This window comes from Streptomyces sp. TLI_55, from assembly GCF_900206255.1.
Lineage (GTDB): Bacteria > Actinomycetota > Actinomycetes > Streptomycetales > Streptomycetaceae > Streptomyces > Streptomyces aquilus.
This window is the reverse complement of record NZ_OAOJ01000001.1, coordinates 7058113-7084431: the sequence shown is the minus strand read 5'-3', so window position 1 is coordinate 7084431 and position 26319 is coordinate 7058113. Positions and strand designations below refer to the sequence as shown.

Here is a 26319-nt window from a genome sequence, read left to right as displayed (position 1 = left end):
TGCCGTCTCTCGCAGTCACCAGTCCCCCACCCGGAACCCTTGCAAGGTTTGAGCAAGCACAGGTCAAGCCTTCCGTCTCGGTGGGCGGGCATGTGCGGATCGAGGGCTCGTTCACACACCACGGGGGTATCGATGAAAGACGATTCGGGCGCCTTACCCACAACCGACAGGCCCGCTGCCGGGGTCGGCGGAGCGCAGTGGCTGACGCTGCCTGACTGCAAGCGCGTCCTCGCCGTCGTCCACACGGAGGCGTACGGTCAGCGGCTGCGGGACGTCCTTCCGCTGCTGGAGTCGGATCTGCGGGTTCAGGTCGACTTCACCATCGCGCCGCACGCGTTCAACGCGGGGGCGAAACGCGCCCTACCGACACCGGAAGACGGTGTTCTGCCCTGGGAGCAGGCGCTTCGCAGCCGCTTCGACCTCATCCTGGCGGCTGGTTCGCAGGGGGTGGAGAAGCTGCGGGGTCCGCTGCTGAGGCTGCCGCACGGTGCCGGGCACATGAAGCTGTCGCGGCTCGCCGACGATCGCAGTCCAGGGGCGCCGAGGGCCGTCGGCGGGCTGGGCAGGCAGTACATGTTGTGGGAAGGGCGCGTGGTGCCCGCCGCGCTGGCTCTGGCCCACCATGACGACCTCGACAGGCTCCGAAGCCAGTGCCCGGAAGCGGTGTCTGTCGCCGAGGTGGTGGGAGACGCGGCCTACGACCGCATCGCGGCGAGTCTCCCCCTGCGCAGCCGCTATAGGGCGGCGTTGGGTCTGCGTCACGGGCAGAAGCTGCTGGTCGTCTCGTCGACGTGGGGGCTCGGTTCCTCGTTCCATCGGCTGGACGCGCTGCTGCCCCGGCTGCTCATGGAGCTGCCGTCGGACCAGTACCGGGTCGCGGTGCTGGTGCACCCCAACGTCTGGTCCCGGCACGGTGACTGGCAGGTGCGGTCCTGGCTGTCGGGGGCTCTGCGGAGGGGCGTCGTCGTGGTTCCGCCGGACGTGGACTGGCGTCCCCTCGTGGTCGCCGCGGACTGGGTGATCGGTGACCACGGCTCCGTGACCCTCTACTCCACCCTCACCCGCGCCACCGTCGTCCTGGCCCGATTCCCGTCCTCGGACGTCGATCCGGCCTCTCCGGGAGCCGAACTCGCGCGGGTCGCACCGGCGTTGTCGCCCGCGCACCCGTTGTCGGAACAACTGGCCTACGCCCGTGCCGTTCGCCCGGCCGCGGAGTACGCCCGGATAGCCCGGCGTATTTCCTCCGAGCCGGGACGGTTCGGTCCCCGCACACGCCGGCTCATGTATCGGCTGCTGGGCCTCGGCGAACCCGCCTATCAGCCGTCACTCGCGCCTCTGCCCCGCCCGGAGAACCTCTGGGGCCGACGGCAGCGGGAGGTGCCGGCGTGAGCGACGTCGTGGCCGTCTGCCTGGACGGCGGCACCAAGGAGAACTGGCGGGAGTGCGCCGACGTTCTGTACAGCCGTCGCCCCCGTCCGCTCGGCGAAGCCCTGCTGCTCGCCGCATCAGCTCTGGCCCACTACCCCGGCTGCGTCCTCGCGGTGGTCGCCACATCGGAGGGGGGCCACGCGGCCTGTCTGCGGGGCGAGGTCACCCCAACCGCCGCAGTCGGTCCTCCAGTCGACGCCGGTCGATCTCACTGATGGATTCGTAGCGGCCCAGGGACTGTTCGTACCAGTCCCTGGCCCGTTCGACATCGCCACGTTCCTCGGCCACTTCGCCGAGCATCTCCAGCACATGTGCCTGCCAGGGCGGGGAGCCTGTCTCCTCGAACTCGGCCAGTGCCTGCCGGAGCCGGTCCTCTGCCGTCTCCGCTTCGTCGCCCCCGAGGCGGGCGTGGGCGCGTCCGAGAAAGGCCAGCGCACGTGCGGCGTCGTACCGGTCGCCCTCGGCGAGGAGTTCGGTGCGGGCCCGCTCGAGGTACGGGACCGCGTGGGCCGGTGCGCCCGCCGCCAAGGCCGTGTCGCCGAGACAGAGCCGGGTCAGAGCGGCACCCCGGCGATAGCCGATCTCCTCCCGCAGGACCAGCGCTTGTAAGAAGTGAGCGCGAGCGTCGTCCAGTCGTCCCGCGAGTCGGTACGACTGCCCCAGACCGTGCAGCGCCTGCGCCTCCTGCTTACGGGCGAGGTCCAACTCCCGTTGCTCCGACCCGGCTGCTACGGCCGCGGTCAACCTCGTCACCTCGTCATGTGCCGCATCCAGGGCCCGTCGGAACCATGAAATGGCTTCCTCGAAGCGGCCCACGTTGCGCAGCCCGGTGCCGCCGGAGGTGAGCATGCGGCTGATCCCGTCCCGGTCACCCGCCCGGCCGGCCGCTGCGAGGCCGGCCTCGTGCGCCTCGATCCACAGGTCGTACGGACGCAGCCGCAGGAACAACGGCCACAAGGCGTCCGCCAGTTGCCAGACGGTCGCATCCCAGTTCCGCTGCTCGGCCGTCCGCAGCACCGTCATGAGGTGACCGCGCTCCGCGTCGAGCCAGCGCAGGGCGCCGGCCTCATCGGTGAACGGCGGCGGCGCGGGCGGTTCGGCGTAGTCACGCCGCAGCGTGCGGTGGCTGGGAGTCAGCAGGCCCTCGGCGGCCGTGGCAGTGGCGAGGTGGTGGTCCACGACACGGCGGATGACTCGCTCGGTGTCGGCGGCGGACTCGGTCTCCTCGGCCAGCTCGCGGGCGTGGGCCTGTACGAGGTCGTGGAAGCGGAACCGGCCGAGTCCGGTGCGTGGGTGAGGGCCGATGTCTTCGAGGAGGTTCACCTCGACCAGCTCGTCCAGGATCCGATCGGCCACGGCCCCTTCGACGCCGCACGCGGCCGCGGCGACGGGTGGTGTGAGCACGGGAAGCGGGACGATCCCCAGGCGCCGGTACCCTGCCGCCGTCTGGGCGGTGAGCAGACGGTACGACTCCCGAAGGGCGGCTCGTACGGCGAAGGAGCCCTCGACCCGCAGCGCGTCCAGCACCCCCTCCCCGTCTCCGTCGCCGCTCAGGGCTCTCGCGACCACCGCCAGCGGCTGCCGCGGCCTGGCGGCGACACGGGCCCCCGCCACGCACACAGCCAGCGGCAGTCCGCCGCAGGCCTCTGCCATCGTCAGCGCCGCCTGCGGCTCTCGCTCCACCCGGTCCGCACCGATCCGGCGGCTGAGAAGTGCCATGGAGTCACGGGTGGCCAGCACGCCCAACGGGAGGAAGGCGGCGCCGTCCATGCCCAGACCCGTCATCTGATGACGGCTGGTCACAGCGGCTACGGCCTGCCCTGCCCCGGGCAGCAACGGACGCACCTGAGCAGCACTGACCGCGTTGTCGAGCAGCAGGGCGATGCGCGTGTCGGCCGTGACCGAGCGCCACAGGGCTGCCCGTGCGGTCAGCTCCGTGGGAATCTCCTCGCTGCCCACGGAGCGCAGCAGTTCGGCGAGGAGTTCACCGGGGCGCGCCGGTCCGTCGGCGGAGTGGCCACGCAGGTCGGCGTACAGGTGTCCGCCCGGGAAGGAGTCCGCGTTTCCGAGCAGCCAGCGGCGGGCCAGCGTGGTCTTTCCCACTCCCGGCGGTCCGCTGATGACGACGATGGCGGGGCCGTGCCGGAAGGAGCGTGTCAGCCGGTCCAGTTCCGCCAACTCATGGCTGCGGTTGACGAAGTGGTTCGGGACCGGCGGTAACTGGCGCGGCACCGCGGGGGCGGTGACGACCGCCGGAGCCGCGGGGGCGTGGATGTGGACGCTGCCCGTGATGTCGCGGGCCTGGATCACGGGTCCGACGATCCGTGCCGAGGTCCCGATGGTGTTGGAAACCGCAGGGCCGGTAACGCTCGACTGCTGCGCGGGGAGGGTGTCGACGAGCCACCCCTTCAACGTCTCGGTGAAGGAGGGGCTGCTCGCGGCCTGCCGCGCCAGCAGTTCGGCCAGCGGCCGGAGCCGGTCCCGTACAGGGGCTTCCGTTCCGCCGCGGCCCTCCGCGCGGACCGACTCCGCCGCCGCGGGTGACGACTGGGTGTCCACGACGTTCACGAGCGCCTGCCATGCGCTCGGCTGTCGAGCGGCCCGCTCCAGGGCGGTCAACAACTCCTCGGCCGTCACCTGATCCACCCGCCGTGTCCCCCTCGGTCCTCCGCTTCCCGGCGCCTTGCGTCCTACCCGTTCACTGCTTCCGTCAGACCGGCTCAGACCCACAGAGGATCGGATCTACTCCAATTAAGCCAATCTGGTGTTCATATTGCTTCCATATTTGAACGCTTTCTCACCGCATGCGATTCTTACGAAAGCCAGAGCACAGACCGACCGACCGTCGTACGGGGGCGCTGGTGGATCTCGAGATACGCGTATTGGGCCCCGTTGTTCTCCACAGAAACGGGTGCGTGGACGGGCTCGGATCGGCCAAGGAGCGTTTGACCCTCGCGGCGCTTGCGCTCGACGCGGGGCGTCCGGTCTCGCTCGACGCGCTCATCCACCGGTTGTGGGACGACTCCCCGCCCGCGCAGCCGCGGGCGAGCGTGCACGCCTATGTCGCCCGGATCCGCCGCCGGCTCCGCGCCATGGACAGCGGAAACCTCCTGGTCCAGCACGCTCACACCTACTCGCTGGACATCGGCCCGGAGCACGTGGACTGCCATCGGTTCCAATACCTGATGGGCCAGGCACGCACCATGACCGACTCCGGCAACGACCAGCAGGCACTGCGCGTTCTGCGGGACGCCGAGCAACTCTGGCGGGGTGAACCCCTGGCCGGTCTCCCCGGGTTGTGGGCCGAGCGCATGCGCGGCGTACTCGCCGAACGGCACCTCGCCACTCGACTGGACCGTATCGGCATCGAGTTGAGCAGGGGCCGCTTCGCCGAACTCGTACCCGAGCTGAACACGCTCCTCGAAGAGCACCCCACCGACGAGATGATCGCCGGCCAGTTGATGACCGCCGCCTACGGCTGCGGTCGGCAGGCCGACGCCCTACGGGTCTACGCGAGGGTGCAACGCCGCCTGCGGGACGACCTCGGCACCGATCCCGGGGAAGCCCTTTCCCGCCTGCAGGGACTCATCCTGAACGGCGCACCGGTCCGCGCGCTCCTGCCACGTCACGAGACCGCTCCGACCACCCCACGCACCCTCCCCGTCCATGCCGAACTCGTAGGGCGCGAGGAGGAGCTGGCGGCCATCCTCCACAACGCCTCAGCGCTGCCCACCGGTTCGGCCGCCTCCGGGGCGGTGATCGCCCTGCAGACCGTCTCGGGGATGGCCGGAGTGGGCAAGACCCTGCTGGCACTGCACGCCGCCAGACGTCTCGGGCCGCTGTATCCCGACGGGCTGGTCCACCTGGACCTGCGGTCCCATGCCATCAATCGGGAACCCCTCACCACCGAGGCGGCGCTCACCACACTCATCCGGACCTTCGGCGTCCCGGTCAGTGCCCTCCCTGACGGCCTGGACGAGCTGACGAGCCTGTGGCGCGGTCTACTGAGCAACCGGCGCGCTGTCGTGGTGCTCGACGACGCGGCCGGAGCCGAGCAACTACGGCCCTTGCTGCCGGGCACCACCGAGTCCGTGGTCATCGTCACCAGTCGTCGCCGGCTCACCGGTCTTCCCGGGATTCGGTCGATCGAGCTCGACGTACTCCCTCCCGACGATGCCATGGCTCTGTTCCGCTCCGTCGCGGGCGCGGCCCGTACCGATCGGACGAACGAGGTCGCAGACATCGTCCGGCTGGCGGGGTATCTGCCCTTGGGCGTCGAGTTGGCTGCCGGCCGCCTGGCCTCCCGGCCCTCCTGGACGACGGCCCATCTGCTGCACAGGCTCACCCATGGCCAGGGGCGGCTCAAGGAGATCCGCGACACCGCCAGAGGCGACATCGCCCGGGCGTTCGAAGTGTCGTACCGGACCCTGACGGGCGAGGAACAGACGGTTTTCCGGCATCTCGGCATCCGATTCGGCCCCGATGTCGACTCATATCTGGTGGCCGCTCTCACGGATCTCCCGCACAGCACAGCGGAAGATGTCCTGGAATCACTCTTGAACGCACATCTGATCCAGGAACCCGCCCCCGAGCGTTACACCCTCCACGATCTCCTGGACGAATACGCACGCGCACTCGCCATGTCCGAGGAATCGAACTCCGCACGCGATCACGCCATCGCCAGAATGATCGATTTCTACGTACAGGCATCCGAGGCCGCGGACAGACTGATCAATCCGCGCGGACTGCACCCCGACAGACACCTTCCTCCTCCGCGGCACGCATTCCCGCAGTGGGACAACTCGGCTGCCGCACACGCCTGGTTGCTCGCGGAGCGAGCAGCGCTCATGGCCGCCGAACGGCACTGCCGCACCACGGGACGCCTCAGGGAGGCAGCACTGCTCGCGGGCGCCCTCGCCGGGTTCCTCGACGACGAGGGCCACTCGGCGGAGGCCTGCCGTATGCACGCCTCCGCCGTGGAGCACTGGCGCAGCACAGGCGAACGGCAGTCCGAAGTGCACGCCCTCATCGACCTGGGCAACGCGCTGAGCCGTTGCGGACGGTACGAGGAAGCACTCGACGCGCACCGACGCGCACTCTCGGGGGCCGAGGACGTGGGCGACACCGCCGCGGGCGCCGAGGCGCTGCACCAACTCGGCGTGCTCCACTGGAATCTCGGCCGACTGCCGGAAGCGCTGGACCATCAGCTCAGGACACTGCGGCTACGACTCTCCACCGAAGACACCTGGCAGGTCGCCCGCTCCCGGAACAACCTGGGCATCACATACATTTACATTGGCAATTACACATCGGCACGGGAGAATCTTGAGGCCGCCCTCGCCGACTTCAAACGGGCAGGCGATGTGCGGGAATATGCCCGCGTCCTGAACAACCTCTCCGACTTATATGCGCGCACGGGAAAAACGGAGTCGGCTCGGCGATTCCTCCTCGAATCCCTAGAAGTTCTCAATGATTCAGGAAGTCGCTCCGAGTTGGCCATCACGCAAGTCAATCTGGCCAACACCATGGAATCACCGTCCGAACTCGAGCCAATGCTGAGTCTTTATCAGGAGTCTCTCGCCACGTTCCGTCGCCTCGGGGACCGCAGGAACGCGTCGAACACACTGCACGCCATGGGAGCCGCCCTCCACGCGGCCGGGCGATTCCATGAGGCCGCGGCCCGCCACCGGCACGCCCTGGAGATGGCCCGCAGCATCGGCGCGGCGAACGAGATGGCTCAGGCGCTCCGCTGCCTGGGACTTGCCGAGCATCAACTGGGGCAGCACGGCCCGGCCGCCGCGCACATCACCGAGGCGGTTCAGGTCGCCGAAGCGGCCGGGGCCGCACAAGAGGCCACCCACGCACGCGACAGCCTGGCCATGATCAACGCCGTGTCCGACGAGGCCGGGGCCAGAGAGGCAGGCTGACCGCAGGAACGTCTCCTCTATCAGAGAGGCAGTCCGCGGGGCATCTCTTCAAGAAAATCAACGCACGACCTTGCGCCGTGATCACCGACGCACTAGACATCTCCTGGCGGGCGGCACCCAAGCCGCAGGATCTAGAAGAAATGAACCCGGGAGTAAGAACTTCCCATGACCCTGAGCAAGACTGAAAAGGCTGCCCCAAGCAGCCGTAAGAAGCGCACAGACTTCTGGCACCTTACGCTTTTCCTCGGCGCCCTGATTTGCATTCCGTCTCTGTTGCTTTCTGCAACGGAGGGCCACTCCACAGGGAAGACGTCGGAGGCGGCGGGCAGCTACCGTACATGACACGACTCCGGTGCGGCGGCAAGCCTGTCCGCCGCCGCACCGACCTGGTGCACGCTGGAAGGAGCGCCGTGGAAGCTGAGTTGGCCGCACTCGTCACCAGCGGGGCGACGACGGCAGTCGGCCTCATGGTCACCGATTCATGGCAGCAGGCAAAGGAACGTCTCGTACGCCTCTTCGCCCGCGGCGGTGACGCGGGCACCGTCGACGGGGAGCTGGACCGGTCCCAGGACGCCCTGGCCGCGGCAGCCGGCACCCCCGACGAAGAGATCCTGGCGTCCGACATCGCCGCGATGCTACGGCTCCGGCTGCGCGCCCTCTTGCAGGACCACCCTGGCGCTGCTGCGGAACTCCGTTGTCTTGTCGAGGAGTTCAGCCCCGATGCAACGGCCGATGCGAGCGGCGCAGTACACAACAGCATCAGCGGTGGGACGGTGCACGGTCCCGTACTGCAGGGACGCTCCTTCTCGAACGTGACATTCCACGCCCCGCGGCCCACCGCTGAGTAGAGAGTTGCCCGGATCAGCCCTCGTCCGGCGTCAACCGCAAAGAAATGCTGTTGATGCAGTACCGCTGATCCGTCGGAGTCGGGTAACCCTCCCCCTCAAACACATGCCCGAGGTGCGACCCGCACCGCGCACACCGCACCTCCGTCCGCACCATCCCGTGCGACCGGTCCTCGATCAGCTCGACCGCGTCGGTGTCCTTCGGGTCGTAGAAGGAGGGCCAGCCGCAGTGGGACTCGAACTTCGTGGTGGACGTGAAGAGCTCGGCGCCGCAGGCGCGGCAGGAGTAGACGCCCTTCGTCTTCGTGTCGGTGTACTCACCCGTGAAGGCGGGCTCCGTGCCGGCCTGGCGCAGGACGGCGTACTCGGCCGGGGTCAGCTCCGCGCGCCACTGCTCTTCCGGCTTATCGACGTCGTACGACATGAAGCTCAGCCCCTTACTTCGACAGGCGGTCCAGGATCTGCGGGCCCAGGTCCGTCACGTCACCCGCGCCCATGGTGAGAACCAGATCGCCCGGCCTCGCCATTCCCGCCACGACCGAGGGGACCTCCGCCTTGTCGTGGACCGGCGTCACGTCCGCGCCCGCCGCCCGCGCCGCCTCGATGATCAGCTCGCTGGTGATGCCGGGGATCGGGTCCTCACGGGCCGGGTAGATGTCGAGCACGAGGGAGGCGTCCGCGAGGGACAGGGACTGGCCCATCTCCTTGCCGAGCTCCTGCGTGCGGGAGAAGAGGTGGGGCTGGAAGACCACCAGGATGCGCGCGTCCCCGGCCGCCGCCCGCATGGCCTCCAGGTCGGCCGTCATCTCCGTGGGGTGGTGGGCGTAGGAGTCGATGACCTGGACCCCGGCGACCTCGCCCTTGAGCTGCAGGCGCCGCTTCACGCCGGTGTACGACGCCAGCGCCGGCGCCAACTCGTCCGCCGGGATGCCGAGGGCCACGCCCGCCGCGAGGGCCGCGACCGCGTTGTGCGCGTAGTGGCGGCCGGGGACGGAGACCGTGAACACCAGCTCCGTGCCGTCCAGGACAACGGTGACCTCGCTCTTGAGGCCCTGTGCCACGACCGACAGGACCCGTACGTCGGCGTCCTCCGCCTCCCCGTACGTCACCGTCCGCACCGAACCCGCCAGGCGTCGGGTCAGCTCGCGCGCGCCCTCGTGGTCGGCGTTGATCACCAGCGTGCCGCCGGGGACGATCTTCCCGGCGAAGGTCTCGAAGGACTCGTAGATCTCGTCCATCGACGCGTAGTTCGCGTGGTGGTCCAGCTCGACGTTGAGGACGATGGCGACCTCGGGCGCGTACTTGTGGAAGCTGCGGTCCGATTCGTCCGCCTCGGCGACGAAGATCTCGCCCGTGCCGTGCAGCGCGTTGGAACCGGGGGCGTCGAGGTCGCCGCCGATGGCGTACGACGGGTTGAGGCCGAGCTCGCTCAGGGACACGGCCAGCATCGACGTCGTGGTCGTCTTGCCGTGGGTGCCCGCGACCGCGATCGGCCGCAGGCCCTCCATCAGAGCCGCGAGGGCGTCGGAGCGGTGCACGACCGGGATGCCCAGTTCCGCGGCACGGGCCAGCTCGGGGTTGTCCTGGCGGATCGCCGACGACACGACGACACAGCTCGCGTCGTCGGCGAGGTGCTCCGCCGCGTGTCCGATGTGCACGGTCGCGCCCAGCGCGCGCAGCGCCTCGGCGGTCGCGGACTCCTTGGCGTCGCTGCCCGCGACCTTCGCCCCGCGCTGCGCGAGGATCTTCGCGATCCCCGACATCCCGGCGCCGCCGATGCCGATGAAGTGCGGTCGGTCCATGGCGGTGGGAAGGCCGGGTGCCATGCGTGTCTCCCTGTGCATATGAAACAAGACGGGGCCAAGCCTAAGCCGAGCCGCCGACAGCGACGGACACCCGGCCGCAGAGCAGACCTACGCCTTGCTGTGCGAGAACAGCTTCAGCACCGGCACCCCCACCTTGTGCCGGGCCCGCGAGGCCCAGTCCCGGTGGAAGAACTCCTCCACGTAGTGCGGATCGGTCAGCACGATCACCTCGTCCGCGCCGATCTCCTGCACCAGCGACTTCAGCGCGTCCAGCGGGTGGTCCTCGATCAGCCGCCCCTCCGCCTCGCTCCCGGAGCCCCGCAGCGCCTGCAGGGACACCTCCAGCGCGCGCTCCCCGAAGTCCTTCGCGGCCGCGCCCTCGGGCACCTCCCGCTCGCGCGCCGCCTCGTCCAGTTCGCCCAGCGCCACGTCGTCGATGGCCCTGAGCAGCCGGTCGGCCTGGTCACCGCGCGGCTGGAGGAGCACATGGAACGCGACCTGCTCGTCCCCGTGCAACGTCGTGACGAACTCCACGTCGGCGGACGTCAGGGCCTTCTCGATCATCAAAACGCTTGTGAACACCGGGCGCCCCTTCTGCGGAAACCATCCTTCCCCGTGATCTCACGGGGACTGCGAGATTCAGTGTGCCCGTCGGAAGCTAAACGGAACGGTTGATTCCGCCGTTTTCGGGACCGGCGGTACCACTGATCGAATTTCAACTGCGCTGGTAGCGGCTGAAGAGAAACCCCTCCTCCTCCAGAAGGGACACCAGTGCGAACCGTTGCGGAACCGCGACAGCGGGCCCCCCGGCGATCCGCTGGGCGTCCCCCGCGGTGAGCATCGGGGCGACGGTCAGACAGAGCTCGTCCAGCACCCCCGCGGCCACGAACTGCCCGAGAAGCCGGGGGCCGCCCTCGGTGAGCAACCGCGTGAAGCCGAGGTCGGCCAGCGCCTGCACGGCCCGCGCGGGCTCCACGCCGACCCCGTCACCGGCGACGACCACCCGGGCACCGGCCTTCTCCGCCGTGGCGACCCGGTCGGGAGCGGCGGCCGCACCGGTCAGGATCAGGGTCGGCGTGAGGGGGGAGGTGAAAAGCGGAAGGGAGAAGTCGAGGTCGAGGCCCGCACTGACGATCGCGATCGCCGGCGCCGGCCCCTGTCCGGCCGCCTCCCGGGCCTCCGCGAACTCCGCACGCGCGCGTGCCGGGCGGTACCCCTCCTGCCGTACCGTTTCCGCACCGACGACGACCACGTCCGCCAGCCCCCGCAGGGTGCCGAAGATCCGCATGTCGGCGGCGGTGGAGATGGGCTGTGACTTGCCGTCGTGCTGGGCGGCCCCGTCGAGCGTGGAGACCATGTTGGCCCGCAGCCAGGGGACGGGGGCACCGGCGGGGTCCGTGACGGACTCCGGATAGGCGTAGGCGGCGGCCAGCTCCTGGAGGCTCCACTCGCCGTCGGTCGACTCAGTACTCACAGCCGCCCCACCGGCCTCGGTCGACCCGTCACTCACAGCGGCCCCACCGGAGGCCGTCGTCACTGTCTGGTCGGTCACAGGGAACAGGCGTCGCATGTCGTGCAGTGTGGCACGACGCCTACCATGGGGAACCGTGTCGTCCTCCTCCGCCGCCTCCGGGATCAGCCCGATAGCAGACGCGGCCCCCGTGTCCCTGTGCGCCCGCGAGCCGCACGTCCCCGCCGACCGCCTGGTCGCCGAGATGGTGCCGCCGCCGCGCTTCGACTCGGTCCGCTTCAGCACGTACATCCCGGACCCGAACCAGCCCAGCCAGTTCGAGGCCGTCAAGGTCCTCGAGGGCTTCGCGGGCGGGCTCGGCGGGGCCCACGCCGTCACCGGCGGCAAGCGTGGCTTCTTCGGGTTCGGCAAGGGCAAGGACAAGAGCACGGACAAGAAGAAGGCCAAGGGGGCCAAGGGCGCCAAGGCTCCCGCCGGCCCGCGCGGCGTCTACCTCGACGGCGGCTACGGCGTCGGCAAGACCCACCTGCTCGCCTCCCTCTGGCACGCCACCCCGGCCGAGCCCTCCCTCAAGGCCTTCGGCACGTTCGTCGAGCTGACCAACCTCGTGGGCGCCCTCGGCTTCCAGCAGACGGTCCAGACCCTCTCGAACCACCGCCTCCTGTGCATCGACGAGTTCGAGCTCGACGACCCGGGCGACACCGTCCTCGTCTCCAGCCTCCTGCGCAAGCTCGTCGACGCGGGTGTCGCGCTCGCCGCCACCTCCAACACCCTCCCGGGCAAGCTCGGCGAGGGCCGCTTCGCGGCGGTCGACTTCCTGCGCGAGATCCAGGGGCTGAGCGCCCACTTCCGCACCCTGCGCATCGACGGCGAGGACTACCGCCACCGCGGCCTGCCCGAGGCGCCGGCGCCGTACTCCGAGGAACAGGTGACGAAGGCGGCGTACGCCACGGCGGGCGCCTCGCTCGACGACTTCCCGCAGATGCTGGAGCACCTCGCCCGCGTCCACCCCAGCCGCTACGGCGCGTTGACCGATGGCCTGAACGCGGTCTGCCTGACGGATGTGCGGCCGGTTCCGGACCAGTCGACCGCGCTGCGGCTCGTGGTCCTCGCGGACCGGCTCTACGACCGTGAAGTCCCGGTCCTCGCCTCCGGACTGCCGTTCGACCAGCTGTTCAGCGAGGACATGCTCAACGGCGGGTACCGCAAGAAGTACTTCCGGGCGATCTCCCGGCTCACCGCACTGGCCCGCGACGGCAAGCGGCTCGTCGAGTCCGCCTAGCCTGGCGAAAGCTCCCAGGTCAAGGGCCAGTTCACGCCACGACACCCGCGCTTTTCAGGCTCTCTTCAGCTCGAAACGCTAAGTTAACCCTGCAAACAACTTTGCAGGGTTAACGTGTTTCTTGACCAGTCGTTGACCAACGCTTGGTCTGTGCGTAAGCCGTGGACTGCCGGAAGGGGGGCGCATGTTTCGAGGTACGACGGCACCGACCGTGCTCTCGCCTCGCACCACCGCCCTGATCACCCCTCGGCCGTTCACTCCCACGGAACCGTTCGCAACCGCGCACACGATCCGTGATGCTCAACCCAAAGCTCACCGTAGAGCTCTCTCCCAGGCTCGGCCCGTCTCCCAGCGGGCCCTCAGAGCCCAGGCAGCCCGTTCCCGGCGGCCCTTCAGGTCTTCCGCCGCCGCGACACCGGAACCGGCTGCCTGACCCCCCACTGTCATGTACGTCCGACGCGCCGCCGTGGCGCGCCAGGAGGAGTCACCACATGCAGCCCCTCATCGACAACGCCCGCCTGTTCGGACAGCGCCCTGAGGAGTTCGCCAAGCTCGCCGAAGGCCAATCCCCCCAGGTTCTGTTCATCACCTGCTCCGACTCACGGGTCGTCCCGGCCCTGATCACGGGCGCCCGCCCCGGCGAGCTCTTCGAGCTGCGCACCGCGGGCAACATCGTCCCCCCGTACGTCTCCGAGCACCCCACCAGTGAGGCGGCCACCATCGAGTACGCCGTCGAGGTCCTCGGCGTGAGCGACATCGTGGTCTGCGGCCACTCGCACTGCGGCGCCGTCGGCGCCCTGGTGCGCGGCGACGACCTCGACGCCGTACCCGCCGTACGGGACTGGCTCACCCGTGCCGAGCCGCGCCCGGCCGGAGCGGCCGAGGACCCCGAGGTCGCCGACGGTGTGCAGAGCCATGTCCTGGCCCAGGTCCTGCGCCTGCGCTCCTACCCCTTCATCGACAAGAAGCTGTCGGCCGGTCAACTCACCCTGCGGGCCTGGTACTACGAGGTCCACACCGGAGCCGTGCGCGAACACCGCGCGGACACCGACGCGTTCGAGGCCCTGTGATCGGCATGATGACCAAATACCCTCATCTGCGGCAGGACTTCGCCGCCTCCCTGGTCGTCTTCCTGGTCGCGCTGCCGCTGTGCGTCGGCGTGGCCGTCGCCTCCGGTGTCCCGGCCGAACTGGGCCTGGTCACCGGCATCGTGGGCGGCATCGTCGCGGGATGCATGCGCGGCAGCAGCCTCCAGGTCTCCGGGCCCGCCGCCGGTCTGACCGTGCTGGTCTTCGAGGCGGTGCGGGAGTTCGGGCTGCCCGTCCTCGGGGTGATCGTGCTGGCCACCGGCCTGCTCCAGATCCTCATGGGCACCCTGAAGCTGGGCCGTTGGTTCCGGGCCATCTCGGTCTCCGTCGTCGAGGGCATGCTGGCCGGAATCGGCCTCGTGCTGATCGCCGGACAGCTGTACGCGATGGCCGACACCGAGGCCCCCGCCTCGGGCCTGGGCAAGATAGCCGGGCTGCCCGGCGCGCTCGTCGACGCCTTCGGCGACAGCGGGGCGCTGGCCTCGCTCGGGCTCGGCGTCGGCACCATCGCCGTGCTGGTGCTGTGGAAGCGGATGCCGGCGGCGGTGCGTACCGTGCCCGGCCCGCTCGCCGCGGTCGGCCTGGCCACGCTCGCCGCGCTGGTGTTCTCGATGCCGGTGGCGACGGTCGAGGTGCAGGGGCTGCTGGGTTCCGTCCAGCCGCCGTCCTTCAGCGCCTTCGGTGAGCTCGCGAGCGTCGGCGTGCTCGCCACGATCGTCGCGTTCACGCTCATCGCGTCCGCCGAGTCGCTGTTCTGCGCGGCGGCCGTGGACCGGCTGCACGACGGGCCGCGCACCGAGTACGACAAGGAACTCGTCGCGCAGGGCGCGGGCAACGCGCTCTGCGGTGTGCTCGGCGCGCTGCCGATGACCGCGGTGATCGTGCGCAGCGCGGCCAACGTGCAGGCGGGCGCGCGCACCAGGGCGTCCCGGGTCCTGCACGGTGTGTGGCTGCTGCTGTTCGCGGCGCTGCTGCCGGGCGTCCTCGCCTACATCCCGATCCCGGCCCTCGCGGGCATCCTGGTCTACTCCGGCGCCAAGCTGATCCCCGTCCGGGAGGTCGTCTCGCTGTGGCGCGAGCACCGCGGTGAGGCGCTGATCCTCGTGGTCACGGCCGTGTCGATCGTCGCGGTCAGCATGTTCGAGGGCGTGCTCATCGGTCTCGCGCTGGCGGTCGCCAAGACCGCCTGGGAGGCCTCGCACCTCAAGCTGGAGGTCGTCGACAAGGGCGCCGGACCCGTCCAGGCGTACCTCTCGGGCAACGCGACGTTCCTGCGGCTGCCGAAGATCCTCGACAGCCTGGAGTCGCTGCCCCAGGACCGCCCGGTGGAGCTGGACCTCTCCGGCCTGCACCACCTCGACCACGCCTGCCGCACGGCCCTGGAGAACTGGGCCGAGCGCCACAGCGCGGTCGGCACGGAGCCGGTGAAGGTGACCGCCGCGTAGTACCCCACTAGGTACCCCACCACCCGGTGCCTGGCCCCGCGCCAGGCACCGGGCATATCGTTGCAGGAGCGGATAAACAGGCCTCTCACCGAGGGGGTCGTCATGCTCCAGGAGCTGCTCACCGTGGCCGTGGCCGCCGGTTCCGCCGGAGTGATCTACGTCGCCGCCGGGGCCCGGGTCGTCAAGCAGTACGAGCGCGGGGTGGTCTTCCGGCTCGGCCGGCTGCTGCACGACGTACGGGAGCCGGGGTTCACCATGGTGGTCCCGTTGGTGGACCGCATGCACAAGGTCAACCTGCAGATCGTCACGCTGCCGGTCCCCGCCCAGGAGGGCATCACCCGGGACAACGTGACGGTGCGCGTGGACGCGGTCGTCTACTTCCGGGTGGTCGACGCGGCGAGCGCCCTCGTGAAGGTCGAGGACTACAAGTTCGCGGTCTCCCAGATGGCGCAGACCTCGCTGCGGTCCATCATCGGCAAGAGCGAGCTGGACGATCTGCTGTCCAACCGCGAGAAGCTCAACGAGGGCCTGGAGCTGATGATCGACAGCCCGGCCGTGGGCTGGGGTGTGCAGGTCGACCGCGTCGAGATCAAGGACGTGTCGCTGCCCGAGACCATGAAGCGCTCCATGGCCCGGCAGGCGGAGGCGGACCGTGAGCGCCGCGCCCGCATCATCAACGCCGACGCCGAACTCCAGGCGTCGAAGAAGCTCGCCGAGGCCGCGAAGCAGATGTCCGAGCAGCCCGCCGCGCTCCAGCTGCGGCTGCTGCAGACGGTCGTGGCGGTCGCCGCCGAGAAGAACTCCACGCTCGTGCTGCCCTTCCCGGTGGAGCTGCTGCGCTTCCTGGAGAGGGCCCAGGAGCACCCGACCGACCGAGGCCTCGACCGGTGAACCGGTGACACGTGCTACGCGTGTGGTTCCCGCGACCCGGCCCAGATGATAGACACAGCGGCGTCACATCCTGTCCGCCAGCAGGAAGGTTGCTGCTCCATGTCCGCAACGCGACGTCAGATCCTTGCCCGCTCCGGTGCCTTGGGGGCGGGAATCGTCTTCTCCGGCGCCCTCTCCGAGCTCTTCACCGGCACCGCCGCCGCACAGGACCTGGGTCACACGGGTTACGGCCCGCTCGTCCCCGACCCGGACGGTCTGCTCGATCTGCCGGAAGGTTTCCGCTACCAGGTCCTCTCCCGCGAGGGCGACCAGCTCCGCTCGGGCGAGGGCGAGGTCCCCTCCAACCACGACGGCATGGCAGCCTTTGCCGGTCGTTCCGCCGGCGGCCACGGCCGCACCCACCTGGTCCGCAACCACGAGAACCGCGTCACCGGCAAGGTCCCGGTCCCGACGATCGACGGCCTCACCTACGACCCGATGGGCAAGGGCGGCTGTACGGCGCTGACCCTGGACGCCCGCAACAACGTCCTGTCGGAGCGGGTCGCCATCGCCGGCACGGCCGTCAACTGCGCGGGTGGGCCCACCCCTTGGGGCACCTGGCTGACCTGCGAGGAGACCGAGGACAAGGCCGGCACCAACGGCTACACCAAGGACCACGGCTTCATCTTCGAGGTGGACGGGGCGGACCCGCGGCGCTCGGGCGCGGTGCCCCTGACGGCGATGGGCCGCTTCCAGCACGAGGCGATCGCCGTCGACCCGAAGCGCGGCATCGTCTACGAGACCGAGGACGCGTTCCTCAAGCCGTTCGGCCTGTTCTACCGCTTTCTGCCCAACAAGCCGCTGGGCGGCCTCGGTTCGCTGCGCGCTGGCGGTCGGCTCCAGGCGATGCGCGTTCCCGGCGTACCCGACCTGTCCTCCATCCAGGAGACGGGTACCTGCTTCGAGGGCATCGAGTGGGTCGACGTACCGGACCCGCTCGCCGCGCAAACCCCCGTCCGCCTCCAGGACTTCGGCCCGAAGGGCATCACGCACGCGCAGAAGCTGGAGGGCTGCTACTGGGGCGGGAGCTGCGTCTACTTCGTCTCGTCCTTCGCCCGCAGCGCGGACGGCTCGGCCGCCGACCACTACGGGCAGATCTGGCGGTACGACCCCTCGGCCCGCCGTCTCACCCTGGTGATCGTGTTCGGCCCGGACACCGACGTCCAGCTCCCCGGCGAGTCCCCCGACAACATCTGCCTGGCCCCCAGCGGCGGCCTCATGGTCTGCGAGGACGGCAACGGGGCGCAGCACGTGTTCGGGGTGACCCGGCGGGGCGAGGTGTACGCGATGGCCCGCAACGCCCAGAACATCGGAACCGCCGAGGAGCCGGAGTGGGGTGAGTTCGCGGGGGTGACGTTCTCGCCGGACGGCCGGACCATGTTCGTCAACTGCTACACGCCGGGGACCACGTTCGCCGTGACGGGGCCCTGGCGGAGGTAGCGCCCCGTCACAGGGCGCCCCGGCTGGCGGCCCCTTCCCGGCGGACGCACGATCGAGGGACCACCGCACGGGAAGGGGCACGCCGTGGCCAAGAAGGGCTCGAAGAAGGCCAGGAAGGAGCCGAGCCTCAGCGAGCTGCTCCGCGTGCCGGACGGCGGAAAGCGGGTCGACCTGGGCTCCTACGACGCCCGGGCGACCCCCGGCGCCCCCAAGGACAAGCAGGCCGCCCTGGCGGACATCGAACAGATGGGCGAGCGCCTGGCCGGGCTCCAGGAACGCCTGTGGGCGGCGAGCACGGCGGGCGACCGGCGCCGCGTCCTGCTGATCCTCCAGGGCATGGACACCAGCGGCAAGGGCGGCACGGTCAAGCACGTCATCGGCCTGCTGAACCCGTCCGGCTGCCGCATCAAGGCGTTCAAGACCCCGACCCCCGAGGAGCTGAAGCACCCGTTCCTCTGGCGCATCCGCCAGGCCCTCCCCGCCCCCGGCGAGATCGGCATCTTCGACCGCTCTCACTACGAGGACGTCCTGATCGCCCGCGTCCGCGGCCTCGCCCCGCGCTCCGAACTGACCCGTCGCTACGCCCGTATCAACCGCTTCGAACAGTCCCTCACGGGCAACGACGTCACCGTCATCAAGTGCTTCCTGCACCTCTCCTACGGCGAACAGCGCGCCCGCCTCCTCGAACGCCTCGACCGCCCGGACAAGCACTGGAAGTTCAACCCCGGCGACATCGACGAGCGCGAACTGTGGCCCGCCTACCAAGAGGCGTACGAACTCGCCCTGCGCCGTTGCGCCACCCCGCGGGCCCCCTGGTACCTGATCCCCGCCGACCGCAAGTGGTACCGCAACTGGGCCGTCAGCCGCCTCCTCCTGGAGCACCTGGAGGCACTGGACCCGCAGTACCCGAAGGCCGACTTCGACGTGGAGGAGTGCCGGAAGAGGCTGCTGAAGGGCGCCTGATCGAGGGCCTTCGCGGCGCCTGAAGTGCGGCGCTCCGAGATATGCCTGATTTGTCCATTTATGTTCGTACGGTGATCATTCGAGTACGACAAGTCGCCGCCGTCTGTGCCCTCGGCGCCGCGCTCACCGCCTGCGCCGCCAGCCCCCAGGCACCCCGTGCCGAGGCCGCCCACCCGGCCCCCTCCGCCGCCCCCTCGCGCCCCCCGACCCTCGCCCCCGGCCCGTCCGGTCTCACCCCGGTCTTCAAGCACGGCCCCCGCGCCGCGGACAAGACCGTCGCCCTCACCTTCGACGCCGACATGACCGCCGCCCAGGGGGCACGGGCGGCGGCGGGCGAGCACTTCGACAACCCGCGGCTCATCGCGACCCTGCGGGCACTGAAGGTGCGGGCGACCGTGTTCATGACGGGCCGGTGGGCCGAGGAGTACCCGGCCGAGGCCCGGTCGATCGGACGGGACCCGCTCTTCGAGGTCGCGAACCACTCGTACAGCCACTACGCCTTCACCGGCGACTGCTACGGGCTGCCCACGCTGTCCGAGGACCGGATGCGGTCCGACGTCGAGCGCGCGTACACCGCCTTCCGGAAGGCGGGGGTGCCCGACGCGATGCCGTACTTCCGCTTCCCCGGCGGCTGCTACGACCGTACGGCGCTCAAGGCGCTCACCCCGGCCGGTGTCACGGCCGTGCAGTGGGACGTGGTGAGCGGGGACGCCTTCGCGACGGACGCGGACGCCGTGGCGTCGCAGGTTCTCGACGGCGTCCGGCCCGGTTCCGTCGTCGTCATGCACTGCACGCGCAGTGCGGCGCCGGCGACCGAGCGGGCGGTGCGGCGGATCGTGCCGGAGCTGCGGAGCCGGGGCTACCGGTTCGTGAAGGTCTCCGAGCTGATCGGGGCCCAGGACGGACCGTCCTAGGCTGGAGGCATGAGCGAGGACTACTGCACGATCCGCGAGGTCCCGAAGCCGCCGGTCGCCGAGGGGCCGCCGTACGCCGAGTGCGTGCTGTGCCGCAAGCCGACGGAGTACCCGGAGTCGTACAAGGGGATCACGCTGTGCCCGGTCTGTGAGTGGCAGGAGGCACAGCGGACCGCCTGTTCAGGGTGAGCGGCGGGAGGTCAGCGCGCAGGCCGCGGCGAGCGCCACGGCCGTGACCACGCCGGCCGCCGCGAGGGGCAGCAGCGGCAGCGGGACCGTCCCCTGCTGCGAACCGGTGACCAGGCCACTGACGGCCGCGTGGGCCGGGGAACCGGTCACCACCACCGACAGCAGGGCCGCGAGCAGCATCGTGGGCACCGCCCGGCCCGGAGTGCGCAGCAGCGGCCAGGTGGTCAGCGCCCCGACCGCCGTGCCGAGCAGGGCGCAGGCCAGCACCGCGAGCAGCCCGGACCCGCCGGCCGGGAGCCTCGGCACCCGGATCTGGTGGTCGGAGCTCACCGGGTCGCTGATCAGCGTCACGAGCACGGTCGCGACCGTGCCGAGCAGGGCCGCGCCGCCCAGCGCCACCAGCAGCGCGGCGAGATGCGCCCGGGCGGGCCCGACCGCGGCGGCGACGCAGGTCCGGGCGGCGGGCGGCTCGCCCGCGACACAGATCCGCACCAGCCAGGCGGCGACCGGCAGCAGCGCGGCGGCGGCATAGCCGAGGGAGTCCAGGATCGGCTGCCCGCTCTGCACACCGACGCCGAGGAACACGGCGTACAGGATGACCGGCGGCAGCCAGCGCTGCGAGCGCACGAGCAGGGCGGTCTGGTAGCGGAGCAGCGCGGTCATCGGCCGCCTTCCGGTGTCTGGTGGCGCACGCTCACGACGTGCCAGGGCGGGCGGGAGGTCAGCAGGGTGCGCAGCAGGACGTCCGAGTGGGACGCGGGGACGGTGAGCCGGTAGGTGCCGGGTTCCGGCTCCTCGGCGGTGGTGGCGGTGCGGTGGGCGTCCGCGGGCAGCCGCCCGCCCGCAGGGCCCTGCGCCTCGACGACGACGTACGGGCCGGTGGCCCCCGGGTCGGACGCCATGGGTGTCGTACGACGTTCGAGGCCACCCTCGCGTACGGCGTACACGGCGTCGGTCGCCCCCGCGAGGCGTCGCGGATCGTGGTCGACGAACACCACCGCCCCGCCCGCCGCGGTGCGCTCGGCGACGGCCCGCTCCAGTTCCTCGCGCGCACCGGTGTCGAGGCCGGTCCACGCCTCGTCCAGGACGAGCAGTTGCGGTTCGGCGAGCAGGGCCTGGGCGACGGCGACCTTCTGGCTGCTGCCCTTGGAGAGCTGGGCCATGGGCGTGTGAGCGTAGGAGGAGGCGCCGAACCGTTCCAGGGTGTCGGCGGCGGCGCGCTGGGCGGAGGCGCGGGTGAGGCCGTGGATCGTGGCCAGGTGGGTGAGGTAGCCGGCGGCCGTGAAGGGGAGGGCCGAGGGGAAGCGCTCGGGGACGTAGGCCGTGCGGGGGCGGCCCCTGACCCTGCCCTCCGAGGGGGCGTCGAGGCGGGCGAGGATGCGCAGCAGCGTGGACTTGCCGGTGCCGTTCGGGCCCTCGATGCGGGTGAGGGTCCCGGGGGCGAGGGTGAGGTGGATGCCCCGTAAGACCCAGGGGCCGCGCAGGCCGTAGCGGCGGCCCACGTTGTCCAGCTGTAGATCGCGTTCCATGGCCAAATGATGTCGCCTTAAGGTGACTGGGTGAACGCCAGCCCCTTTACCCCCGAAGCCGATGTGCGCGACCAGGCCCCTCAGTTCGTCCTGCCTCTGGTCGTCCGCATCGAGCGTGCCGCCCCTCCTGCCCGTACCGACGCCCTGGAGACCGCCGCGCGGGCCGTTCTTCTCGTCCTCAGCGACGAGCGGTCCCTTGGGGACGGGGAGTGGGCTCAGGTCATGCGGGACTGGCAGGACGCCCGGATCCGCAAGGTCGTGCGGCGGGCTCGGGGGGCGGAGTGGCGGAAGGCCGAGGCGTTGCCCGGGATCACCGTGACCGGGAAGTCGGCCGAGGTGCGGGTCTTCCCGCCGGTGCCGCTCGACGGGTGGCCGAAGGAGCTGGCCAAGCTCCAGGTGTCCGGGACCGACCTCGACGACCCGGAGCCGCCCGGGGACGTCGATCCCGGGGTGCCGGTGCTGTGGATGAGCCCGGATCTCGACATGTCCGCCGGGAAGGCGATGGCACAGGCGGGGCATGGGGCCCAACTCGCCTGGTGGGAACTGTCGGAGGAGCAGCGGACGGCCTGGCGGGACGCCGGTTTCCCGCTCGCCGTACGCACGGCGGAGCCCGAGCGGTGGCGTGAACTCACGTCCAGCGGGCTGCCGTTGGTGCGGGACGCGGGCTTCACGGAGATCGCGCCCGGCTCCTGCACGGTGGTGGCGGACCACCCGGCGCTGCGCCCGCTGCCCTGAGCGGCGTTCAGCGGCGCAGCGCCGCGAGCGGCTCGACCCGGGCCGCCCGCAGCGCGGGGTAAAGGCCCGCGAGCAGGCCCGTGACGGTGCCGACGAGGGGGGCCGGCAGCACGGCCGCGGGTTGGAGCACGGCCGTCCAGTCGCGGACCACCGCCGTGCCCAGCACGGTGGCGACACCCAGGGAGGTGCCGATCAGTCCGCCGAGGGTGCCCAGAGCCGTGGACTCGGTGAGGAACTGGGCGGTGATGTGGCGGGGGCGCGCACCCAGGGCGCGTCGCAGGCCGATCTCGGACGTCCGCTCGAGGACGGCGACCAGGGTGGTGTTGGCGATACCGAAGGCTCCGACGACCAGGCAGATGACCGCCAGCGCCAGGAAGAGCCCGGACAGATCGGTGTCGACCTGGTCCCGCAGGCCGTGCGGGTCGGGCGGTGGGGTCGCCTTGAGGAGGTCCGGCCGATCGGGGCGCAGGGCGAGCGGCGCCTGCCGGGCGACCAGTTGCGCCGCCCCGGGGCGGGTTCTGATCAGTGCCTGAGCGGGTGAGTCGAGCGGGGCACCGTATTCGCGCAGTGCCGTGGTGGTGGGGATGACCATGCCCACCAGGGTCTGCGGCAGCCGCTCGGTGTCCGCGACGATGCCCACCACGCTGTACGAGACACCGTCGACGAAGACCGCGGGACCGCCGTCGAGCCGGCTGATGCCCAGCAACCGGGCCGCGGACAGGCCGAGCAGACACACCCGTTCCCCCCGGGTCTGGTGGAAGGCGTTGTAGAGCGTGCCCGTGGCGAGGGTGGGCTGCATGGCGCGCAGGGCACCCGGTGAGGCCGCGTACACCCCGATGTCGGCGCCCTGGTCACCCCCGCCCGTGACGTCCGGCCGCGCCGAGATGCGCGGGTCGCGCACCGGGACCGGCCACCAAGGACCGCCGGCCACCACCCCGTTGAGCCTGCCGAGGCGGGCGTCGGCGTCGGCGGGGAAGCTGGTGGCCCGCCCGCCGCCCGGGGCCGCGTCGTCGACGGTGACGGTGGTCTCCTCCAGCAGGCTGAAGGACTTGCCGATCTGCCCGGTCGCGGTGGACGTCAGACCGAGCACCGCGACGAAGGCCCACACGCCGAGGACGGTGCCGAGCATGGTCAGCATGGACCGGCCGGGGCGCTGGAGCAGCCCGGTGAGCGCCTCGGCGAGCAGGTCGCGCGCGTGCAGCCGGGCCGGGGGAACCGGTGTCCGGGTGCGGGGGCGGCTCCGGCCCGGCAGGAGCGTGCTCACGCGGTGCCGGTCCGCTCCGTCGCGAGGGGGCGCACGCCGGATTCGTCACGCGCCGACAGGCGGCCGTCGAGGATGGTGATCCGGCGGTGGGCGCGGGCGGCCACCGCCGGATCGTGCGTGATGACGACGACGGTGACACCCGCCTCGTTGAGGTCGCCGAGCAGGTCCATCACGGCGGCGGCGGTCACGGAGTCGAGGTTTCCGGTCGGCTCGTCGCACAGCAGCAGGTCGGGCTCGTTGACCAGGGCGCGGGCGATGGCGACCCGCTGCCGCTCACCGCCGGACAGAGTGGTGGGCGAGGCGTCCAGGCGATGGCCGAGGCCGACGCGTTCCAGGGCGTCGGTGGCGGCGCGGACCCGTTCGGCGGCACGGTCGGTGACATAGAGCTGCGCGAGTGCCACGTTCTCCAGCGCGGTGCGGTACGGCAGCAGGTGGAACTCCTGGAAGACGAAGCCGATACGGCGTCCGCGCAGCGCCGTGCGCTCACGCTCGGACAGCCCCGCCACGTCCACCCCGGCGAAGGTGAGGGTGCCCGAGGTGGGGCGGTCCAGCAGTCCGAGCAGATTGAGCAGCGTGGACTTCCCCGAGCCGGACGGGCCGACCACGGTGAGGTAGTCGCCGGCCGGCACGGTCAGGTCGACCGGGTGCAGCGCCCGCACGGGAGGGAAGCCGGGGTAGGTCTTCGAGCAGCCGACGAGCCGCAGCACCGCGGAAGGTTCCGGGGCGGTGCGGGTCTTCTCCTCGGGGCCTGTGATCATTTCCCGACCACGACCCGGTCGCCGGCTTCCAGGTCGGCGCCGCGTGCCGGGATGACCTGCACCAGCCCGTCCGCGGACGCCCCGGTCGTCACCCGTACGGTCCGCCGTGCTCCGGCCGCGGTGACCACGGTGACCGAGGTGTGGGTGTCGGCGCCGGCCGTGACCGCGGCCTCGGGCACCGCCAGCACCGCCTTCGCGGTCGCCGCGGCGGTGACCGTGATGCGTACGTCCTGGCCGGCGAAGGCCGTGTTCCATGCTTTGTCCGGCTTGACGGCGAGCGGCCGGTAGGCTCCGCCGCCCGCGGCCGCCACCGTACCGGAGTCCGACGTGCCTGCCTTGCCGTCGCCCGGGGTGACGAGGGCGCCCACGGACTCCACGGTGGCGCGCGCCTGGGCGCCGGTGGCCTCCGAGAGCACGGAGACCTTCATCCCCGGGGTGACGAGGCCGGCCTGGGCCGGGTCGAGTTGCCCGGTGAGCGTCAGGCCGCCGCGGGCGAGTGTGATCACCGGCCCCTTGACCGGGTCGCCGACCTGGACCGGGACGGACACCACCCGTGCCGGCAGTGACGGCACGAAGATCACTTCGGACGCGGGCACCATGGCGTGCGCGATGGAGGAGGACTCGTCCTGGGGCGTGGGCGTCGGGGAGGCCGACGCGTCCGCCCCGGTGGTGGCTTTGCCGTCCGAGGCGGAGGGAGGGCTCGCGTCACGGGTCACGGGGACGGGGTAGCCGAGGTGCCGGTACAGCTCGCGCACCGCCTGCTCGGTTCCGGGTCCGAAGACACCCGCGGTGTCGCCGCCGGTGCCGTAGCCCTGCGAGACCAGTGCCTTCTGCAACTGCTCCACATCGCCGCCCTGTTCGCCGTGGACCAGATCCCGGTACGCCGGAACGGCTCCCGGCAGCGCGAACACCGGCCGTCCCGAGTACTCCACCAGCGCTCTGGCGGCCCGCACGGAGCGGCCCACCCGGGTGAACACGCCGGTGACCATCAACTGCGCGGGCCTGGACGGAGCTTCGGTGTCGGCCACCGAGGACGGCTGGGCGGACACCGTCCGGCCGTCGGCGAAGGTGCCCCGCAGCACCACGGTGGAGCGCAGGACCTGCCGCGTCACCGGCGCGGTGATCACGCTCGGCGCCGGCGGGCGGGTGTCCGCGGCCGCTTGCGAGGGCGACCGCACCAGTCGCGATCCCGCCAGCCCGCCGACCGACAGCAGTCCGGCCAGTGCGGCCACGACCACGACGGCGCGCCGCCGCCGGGCCGTACGCGATCCCATGGAGTCTCAGATCCCTTTCGGTGAAGGTGAGTCGGCGCCGTAGGGCACGGTTCCGCCGTCGTGTCGCGCGTCAGCGGCCCAGTACGCCGGTCGCCGCCTTGACCTCGGCGGTGATCCTTTCCCTGACCTGATTCAGGGCCAGCTGGTGCTGTTCGATCTGCCGGCGCTGGAGGGCGGACTCCACGGTGAACCAGGTCTTGACGAGGCCCGTCTGCCGCTTGCACTTGATGTCGGTCAGAGCCGTGGTGATGTCCGCCTGCCCGGCCTGGCCGTGGTGGGTGTCGGGGGTGAGGTTCGCGGCGTTCAGCGGGCTGTCCACGGTGTAGCCCTTCGCCTTCATGCACCGGGACCAGGCGCCGACGACGGCCAGCACCCGGGGATCGCTCTGCGAACGGCGCAGACTTTCGTAGTCCAGTTGGCTGGGCAGACTCTCGTCGATGCGCGGCCCGATCCTCCGGGTCGCCTCGCCGAGGCATCCGTCCTGGGGGATGCTCTTGCCGCCGATCCGCGCCGGGGCCTTCTTCGCGCCCCGCGCGATGGCGAGTCGGCCGGTGAGCACGGCCGTTTCCGCGGGAGTGAGCTTCTGCGCCGGCGGCGGGGTCTGGTTGAGATCGCCGAGGAAGTAGCCGAACCTGGCGGCCAGGTCCTCGTCGGTGATGCCGTAGCGGCGCGGCATGTTGGAGTCGTCGCTGCTGGGCGGTGGCGTCATGCCGCGGGCCGGAGCGGTGTAGGCGTAGCCGTACCGCTTCATGCACTGCGTGGTGAGCCGGTCGACGGCCCGGTCGATGACCACGGTGTCCGCGTACGGCTCCATGTAGGCCTCCATGGGCAGGACCAGGCCCTTGGCGAGGCCCGACGCGGGCACCGCGGCGGGCCAGGCGGGGGCGCCGGTCCCGGAGGGAGTGGCACCCCCTGCCCGGGGCGTGCCGGTCCCGCCGTCCGGGGAGCACGCGGCCAGGGCGAGCAGCGCCGCCGCGACGGCCACCACGGGGTGGACGGCTTTCCGACGACGCATCAACTCTCCTTGTGGAC

General features: G+C 71.1%; 24 protein-coding genes. 13 read left to right on the top strand and 11 right to left on the bottom strand.

The window, feature by feature from the left end; genetic code table 11:
• The first annotated feature begins 132 nt into the window (after window positions 1-132).
• Together CRP56_RS32560 and CRP56_RS47240 are read left to right on the top strand one after the other, a co-directional pair.
• Window positions 133-1389, top strand: coding sequence for a hypothetical protein (locus tag CRP56_RS32560; RefSeq protein WP_179851176.1), 1257 nt, complete (start codon window positions 133-135; stop codon window positions 1387-1389).
• A complete protein-coding gene (locus CRP56_RS47240; protein ID WP_143664961.1) occupies window positions 1386-1643 on the top strand; it encodes a hypothetical protein in 258 nt (85 codons plus the stop codon). Before CRP56_RS32560 ends, CRP56_RS47240 begins: the two co-directional genes overlap by 4 nt.
• Here the strand turns inward: CRP56_RS47240 and CRP56_RS32555 are convergent.
• On the bottom strand, window positions 1591-4074 hold the full coding sequence (locus CRP56_RS32555; RefSeq protein WP_097270075.1) for a tetratricopeptide repeat protein: 2484 nt from the start codon (window positions 4072-4074) through the stop codon (window positions 1591-1593). The genes CRP56_RS47240 and CRP56_RS32555 overlap by 53 nt on opposite strands.
• Window positions 4075-4343: 269 nt before the next feature.
• On the opposite strand from CRP56_RS32555, the gene CRP56_RS32550 reads away from it, so the two are divergent.
• Complete coding sequence (locus tag CRP56_RS32550; RefSeq protein ID WP_257041322.1) at window positions 4344-7355, top strand: AfsR/SARP family transcriptional regulator; 3012 nt, start codon at window positions 4344-4346, stop codon at window positions 7353-7355.
• Window positions 7356-7765: 410 nt separating this feature from the next.
• Window positions 7766-8203 carry a hypothetical protein gene (locus CRP56_RS32545; RefSeq protein ID WP_097270071.1) on the top strand — a complete coding sequence of 146 codons (438 nt, stop codon included), beginning with the start codon at window positions 7766-7768 and terminating at the stop codon, window positions 8201-8203.
• Between the two features lie 13 nt (window positions 8204-8216).
• Here the strand turns inward: CRP56_RS32545 and msrB are convergent, their stop codons facing one another.
• The 4 genes from msrB to CRP56_RS32525 form a co-directional block, all read right to left on the bottom strand.
• Window positions 8217-8624 carry a peptide-methionine (R)-S-oxide reductase MsrB gene (gene msrB / locus CRP56_RS32540; RefSeq protein WP_097270069.1) on the bottom strand — a complete coding sequence of 136 codons (408 nt, stop codon included), beginning with the start codon at window positions 8622-8624 and terminating at the stop codon, window positions 8217-8219.
• A gap of 13 nt (window positions 8625-8637) precedes the next feature.
• Window positions 8638-10026 carry a UDP-N-acetylmuramate--L-alanine ligase gene (gene murC / locus CRP56_RS32535; protein ID WP_097270068.1) on the bottom strand — a complete coding sequence of 463 codons (1389 nt, stop codon included), beginning with the start codon at window positions 10024-10026 and terminating at the stop codon, window positions 8638-8640.
• Window positions 10027-10113: 87 nt separating this feature from the next.
• Window positions 10114-10587, bottom strand: coding sequence for an indole-3-glycerol phosphate synthase (locus CRP56_RS32530; protein WP_179851175.1), 474 nt, complete (start codon window positions 10585-10587; stop codon window positions 10114-10116).
• A gap of 133 nt (window positions 10588-10720) precedes the next feature.
• The gene (locus tag CRP56_RS32525; protein ID WP_097270065.1) at window positions 10721-11575 is read right to left on the bottom strand and encodes a pyrimidine reductase family protein; all 855 of its coding nucleotides are present in this window, start codon (window positions 11573-11575) and stop codon (window positions 10721-10723) included.
• 37 nt (window positions 11576-11612) lie between these two features.
• Between CRP56_RS32525 and zapE the strand changes: the two genes are divergently transcribed.
• From zapE to CRP56_RS32485, 8 genes are all read left to right on the top strand, one after another.
• The gene (gene zapE, locus CRP56_RS32520) at window positions 11613-12758 is read left to right on the top strand and encodes a cell division protein ZapE (protein ID WP_097270064.1); all 1146 of its coding nucleotides are present in this window, start codon (window positions 11613-11615) and stop codon (window positions 12756-12758) included.
• A gap of 491 nt (window positions 12759-13249) precedes the next feature.
• On the top strand, window positions 13250-13828 hold the full coding sequence (locus tag CRP56_RS32515; protein WP_097270062.1) for a carbonic anhydrase: 579 nt from the start codon (window positions 13250-13252) through the stop codon (window positions 13826-13828).
• A 5-nt stretch (window positions 13829-13833) separates the two neighbouring features.
• Window positions 13834-15291 (top strand): SulP family inorganic anion transporter, encoded by a 1458-nt coding sequence (locus CRP56_RS32510; protein ID WP_097274660.1) that lies wholly within the window; start codon window positions 13834-13836, stop codon window positions 15289-15291.
• A gap of 102 nt (window positions 15292-15393) precedes the next feature.
• Complete coding sequence (locus CRP56_RS32505) at window positions 15394-16182, top strand: slipin family protein (RefSeq protein WP_097270060.1); 789 nt, start codon at window positions 15394-15396, stop codon at window positions 16180-16182.
• A gap of 99 nt (window positions 16183-16281) precedes the next feature.
• Window positions 16282-17661 carry a PhoX family protein gene (locus CRP56_RS32500; protein WP_097270058.1) on the top strand — a complete coding sequence of 460 codons (1380 nt, stop codon included), beginning with the start codon at window positions 16282-16284 and terminating at the stop codon, window positions 17659-17661.
• An 84-nt stretch (window positions 17662-17745) separates the two neighbouring features.
• A complete protein-coding gene (locus CRP56_RS32495; RefSeq protein ID WP_097270055.1) occupies window positions 17746-18624 on the top strand; it encodes a PPK2 family polyphosphate kinase in 879 nt (292 codons plus the stop codon).
• Between the two features lie 71 nt (window positions 18625-18695).
• Complete coding sequence (locus CRP56_RS32490; protein ID WP_097270053.1) at window positions 18696-19538, top strand: polysaccharide deacetylase family protein; 843 nt, start codon at window positions 18696-18698, stop codon at window positions 19536-19538.
• Between the two features lie 9 nt (window positions 19539-19547).
• Window positions 19548-19727, top strand: a complete 180-nt coding sequence (locus tag CRP56_RS32485) for a hypothetical protein (RefSeq protein ID WP_079312584.1) — start codon at window positions 19548-19550, stop codon at window positions 19725-19727.
• Here CRP56_RS32485 and CRP56_RS48580 read toward each other — a convergent pair.
• A complete protein-coding gene (locus tag CRP56_RS48580; RefSeq protein ID WP_097270051.1) occupies window positions 19719-20390 on the bottom strand; it encodes an ABC transporter in 672 nt (223 codons plus the stop codon). The two genes, CRP56_RS32485 and CRP56_RS48580, sit on opposite strands and share 9 nt — an antisense overlap.
• Window positions 20387-21256: an ABC transporter ATP-binding protein gene (locus CRP56_RS48575; RefSeq protein WP_097270049.1), complete on the bottom strand. Its 870-nt coding sequence runs from the start codon at window positions 21254-21256 to the stop codon at window positions 20387-20389. The genes CRP56_RS48580 and CRP56_RS48575 overlap by 4 nt, the downstream gene beginning before the upstream one ends.
• 30 nt (window positions 21257-21286) lie before the next feature.
• Between CRP56_RS48575 and CRP56_RS32470 the strand changes: the two genes are divergently transcribed.
• Window positions 21287-21991, top strand: a complete 705-nt coding sequence (locus CRP56_RS32470; RefSeq protein ID WP_097270047.1) for a peptidyl-tRNA hydrolase — start codon at window positions 21287-21289, stop codon at window positions 21989-21991.
• A 7-nt stretch (window positions 21992-21998) separates the two neighbouring features.
• Here the strand turns inward: CRP56_RS32470 and CRP56_RS32465 are convergent, their stop codons facing one another.
• From CRP56_RS32465 to CRP56_RS32450, 4 genes are all read right to left on the bottom strand, one after another.
• Window positions 21999-23255: an ABC transporter permease gene (locus tag CRP56_RS32465; protein WP_257041316.1), complete on the bottom strand. Its 1257-nt coding sequence runs from the start codon at window positions 23253-23255 to the stop codon at window positions 21999-22001.
• Window positions 23252-24013 (bottom strand): ABC transporter ATP-binding protein, encoded by a 762-nt coding sequence (locus CRP56_RS32460; protein WP_097270045.1) that lies wholly within the window; start codon window positions 24011-24013, stop codon window positions 23252-23254. Before CRP56_RS32460 ends, CRP56_RS32465 begins: the two co-directional genes overlap by 4 nt.
• Window positions 24010-25287 (bottom strand): peptidoglycan-binding domain-containing protein, encoded by a 1278-nt coding sequence (locus CRP56_RS32455; RefSeq protein WP_097270043.1) that lies wholly within the window; start codon window positions 25285-25287, stop codon window positions 24010-24012. The genes CRP56_RS32460 and CRP56_RS32455 overlap by 4 nt, the downstream gene beginning before the upstream one ends.
• A 70-nt stretch (window positions 25288-25357) precedes the next feature.
• Window positions 25358-26302 (bottom strand): hypothetical protein, encoded by a 945-nt coding sequence (locus CRP56_RS32450; protein ID WP_143664960.1) that lies wholly within the window; start codon window positions 26300-26302, stop codon window positions 25358-25360.
• Window positions 26303-26319 lie beyond the last annotated feature (17 nt).

Excerpts from the sequence above, each read along its gene's own strand:
- CRP56_RS48575 (WP_097270049.1), bottom strand. The coding sequence starts at position 21,256 with ATGGAACGCGATCTACAGCTGGACAACGTGGGCCGCCGCTACGGCCTG.
- CRP56_RS32455 (WP_097270043.1), bottom strand. The coding sequence starts at position 25,287 with ATGGGATCGCGTACGGCCCGGCGGCGGCGCGCCGTCGTGGTCGTGGCC.
- CRP56_RS32515 (WP_097270062.1), top strand. The coding sequence starts at position 13,250 with ATGCAGCCCCTCATCGACAACGCCCGCCTGTTCGGACAGCGCCCTGAG.
- murC (WP_097270068.1), bottom strand. The coding sequence starts at position 10,026 with ATGGCACCCGGCCTTCCCACCGCCATGGACCGACCGCACTTCATCGGC.
- CRP56_RS32500 (WP_097270058.1), top strand. The coding sequence starts at position 16,282 with ATGTCCGCAACGCGACGTCAGATCCTTGCCCGCTCCGGTGCCTTGGGG.
- CRP56_RS32450 (WP_143664960.1), bottom strand. The coding sequence starts at position 26,302 with ATGCGTCGTCGGAAAGCCGTCCACCCCGTGGTGGCCGTCGCGGCGGCG.
- CRP56_RS32485 (WP_079312584.1), top strand. The coding sequence starts at position 19,548 with ATGAGCGAGGACTACTGCACGATCCGCGAGGTCCCGAAGCCGCCGGTC.
- CRP56_RS32460 (WP_097270045.1), bottom strand. The coding sequence starts at position 24,013 with ATGATCACAGGCCCCGAGGAGAAGACCCGCACCGCCCCGGAACCTTCC.
- CRP56_RS32525 (WP_097270065.1), bottom strand. The coding sequence starts at position 11,575 with ATGCGACGCCTGTTCCCTGTGACCGACCAGACAGTGACGACGGCCTCC.
- CRP56_RS32560 (WP_179851176.1), top strand. The coding sequence starts at position 133 with ATGAAAGACGATTCGGGCGCCTTACCCACAACCGACAGGCCCGCTGCC.
- CRP56_RS32510 (WP_097274660.1), top strand. The coding sequence starts at position 13,834 with ATGATGACCAAATACCCTCATCTGCGGCAGGACTTCGCCGCCTCCCTG.
- CRP56_RS48580 (WP_097270051.1), bottom strand. The coding sequence starts at position 20,390 with ATGACCGCGCTGCTCCGCTACCAGACCGCCCTGCTCGTGCGCTCGCAG.
- CRP56_RS32505 (WP_097270060.1), top strand. The coding sequence starts at position 15,394 with ATGCTCCAGGAGCTGCTCACCGTGGCCGTGGCCGCCGGTTCCGCCGGA.
- msrB (WP_097270069.1), bottom strand. The coding sequence starts at position 8,624 with ATGTCGTACGACGTCGATAAGCCGGAAGAGCAGTGGCGCGCGGAGCTG.